Here is a 2639-nt window from a genome sequence, read left to right on the forward strand (position 1 = left end):
GATTCAAATTCTGGCTTTTGTTCAAGTCGGCGGCGCTTGTTAAGTAAGTCCAAGCGTGCCTTGTCGAAGGCTTCGTCTTCGGTTTTTCGTTTTTGTTCGTTAATCGTTACTTTTTCTATACCGCGCTGAGATTCTAGTAATTCTATTTCTTCTAACAAAAGTACGTATTCAGGATGTTGTGTAATACGTGTGATATGGCTCTCGGCTAGTTTTTGGCTAAGCGGGCTCAAGGCGCCCACCTTGCTAAATTTGGCTGAAGCAATGGAGTCCCACTCAAGTGCGTGATCCAGGGCATCTTCACCTACTTTCGAAGTATCAATGGTGTCAGGTAAAATAATATCCGGGACAACGCCTTTGTGCTGGGTGCTAGCGCCAGAGATTCTATAAAACTTGGCTTGTGTTATTTTTAACTGGCCATGGTTAAGTGGGCGAACTGCTTGTACAGTCCCTTTGCCGAATGTTGGTGTACCCATTACGATACCGCGACCATAATCCTGAATTGCGCCAGCAAAGATTTCAGAGGCAGAGGCGCTTAGTCTATCTACCAAGACAATGAGCGGACCGTCGTACATCAGTTTAGGATCGGGATCATCCAATACCTCAATGCGGTGATTGGCTCCTCTGATTTGCACGGTAGGGCCTTCATGTATAAATAGTCCGGTTAGTTGATTAGCCTCATCGAGAGAGCCGCCACCGTTCCCGCGTAAATCAATCACAAGTCCGTCTAAAGCTTGTTCTGCCTGCATTTCTTTTAGTAATTTGAGCGTGTCTCGTGTCGTGCTCTTATAGTTTGGGTCACCTTCTTGCATGGCTTTGAAGTCAGCGTAGAAAGTTGGGATATCAATAACGCCAATTCGATGATTTTTTCCGTCGCGCTCTATATCAAGTACTGAACTGGCAGCCGCTTGTTCCTCGAGCTTAACTTTGTCGCGAACGATTTTAATTTCTATTGTGTCAGTATCTAGTTTGGCAGTATGCGGTATGACTTTGAGTCTGACTTTAGAATGCTTGGGGCCTCTAATGAGCTCAACGACTTCATCAAGTCGCCAGCCAATTACCTCAACCATATCGCCTTTCTCTCCTTGGGCAACACCAACAATACGGTCAGCAGAGTGAAGTTTGCCTTGTTTCTGTGCTGGCCCGCCAGCAACTAGACGGACCACTTTAGTAAATTCATTATCTGCTTGTAGTACGGCGCCGATACCTTCTAAGGATAAGCTCATATTAATGTTGAAATTTTCTGAAGAGCGTGGTGAAAAATAGGTGGTATGAGGATCGTATAGGGTAGTGAAGGCATTCATGTAGGCAGAAAATGCATCTTCACTTCTTACTTGTAGAGTTCGCTTTAGCTGGTTTTGATAACGCTTTAGTAAGGACTCTTTAATTTCTTCGTTGGTTTTACCGTCTAGTTTTTGAGACAGGGCCGTATTTTTAGTTCGCTTGCGCCAGATATTATCCAGCTCTGTTTCACTTGTTGCCCAGTCTACTTCTGAACGGTCAGTTAAAATATATTCGTCTTTAGTAAAGTCTAAGGTGTTCAGCTTGGTATTGAGAAATTCAATTTGTTTATTGAGGCGAGTGATTACTCGCGTCTGGTAGCGGTTATAAATTCTGAATGCAGGGTCTAACTGACCAGTTTTTAAGGCACTATCTAAGCGAAAGCGGTAAATCTCGAACTCTGTAATATCTTCGCTAAGAAAATAAATTCGAGAGGGATCGAGTGAATCAAGGTAGTTTTCGTAAACCTTCTCAGAAAGTGTTTTATCGATGTGCTGCTTGCGGTAATGATTTAGCGATAATGAGCGAGCAACATACAGGCTTGCTTCTTGTTGGGCTCTTGTTGGAGCGAGTTCTTCAGTAAATTCTGCTTTGCTTTCTTTAGCGTAAACAGAAAGGGAAAGCGAGCTGATTAGAACGCTAAGTAGAAGGGTGTAAATATTTCGCTTCGTTATCATCATAAGAATAATTTTGCCAATAAATGAGCATATAAAATATACGGTTACTTCCGATTGTATGTGATCAGCGCAGGCCTAGCCAGCCAAGATGCGATTAATTATTGTTAATTGGGTTGTGATTGGGTAACTAAATGAAAACAGGCTTTCTACCGCTTTTTGATCGCCATTTTGAAACTGGCTCTGTTGTTAATTGTTTTAGATGCTAGACTCTATCTTTAGATGCTTTAATGGCTGGGACGATCTACATGAGTGTAAATCGATCTAAACATAAAAATTGTTGCTGATAGTACGAGGTATATTAATGTCACTTCTTGATAATATTCAGAATTACTACGAATCCTTGGTAATTGAAACACTGGCTAAAGAGGTAGAAGGGCAGGATTTTGATGAGGATGTTCTCACCGATGTGCTTTGTATAGCCTTAAACCATTTGCCACCACGATACATTCGCCATGAAGTGGATATGTTTTTCTACACCTCACCCACTGAAAGGCATGAGGTTGAAGACAAGGCACGCAAAGCGGTAATCGACGCTTTGGAATATGTGAAGAAAAGTGATCGATACGAAAAGTAGCCGTTTAGAATAAACGTTACAATCTCATCGTGATGAAGCCAGCTTTCTATATTAGTTAGCTGGTTTTTTAATTTATGGCTTGAGACAAGTTCTTGGTTTGTCACTTTACT

2 protein-coding genes are annotated in these 2639 nt (G+C 41.9%); one reads left to right on the forward strand and one right to left on the reverse strand.

All coding sequences use genetic code 11. The features are described 5' to 3' along the window. The coding region (locus A3756_RS14415; RefSeq protein WP_068553742.1) for a carboxy terminal-processing peptidase at window positions 1–1958 on the reverse strand (1958 nt) is incomplete at its 3' end. 298 nt (window positions 1959–2256) lie between these two features. On the opposite strand from A3756_RS14415, the gene A3756_RS14420 reads away from it, so the two are divergent. Next, on the forward strand, window positions 2257–2529 hold the full coding sequence (locus A3756_RS14420) for a late competence development ComFB family protein (RefSeq protein WP_068553743.1): 273 nt from the start codon (window positions 2257–2259) through the stop codon (window positions 2527–2529). The last annotated feature ends 110 nt before the right edge of the window (window positions 2530–2639 follow it).

This window comes from Oleiphilus sp. HI0086 (assembly GCF_001635225.1).

Coding starts and splice junctions, on each gene's coding strand:
- A3756_RS14420 (WP_068553743.1), top strand. CDS start 2,257: ATGTCACTTCTTGATAATATTCAGAATTACTACGAATCCTTGGTAATT.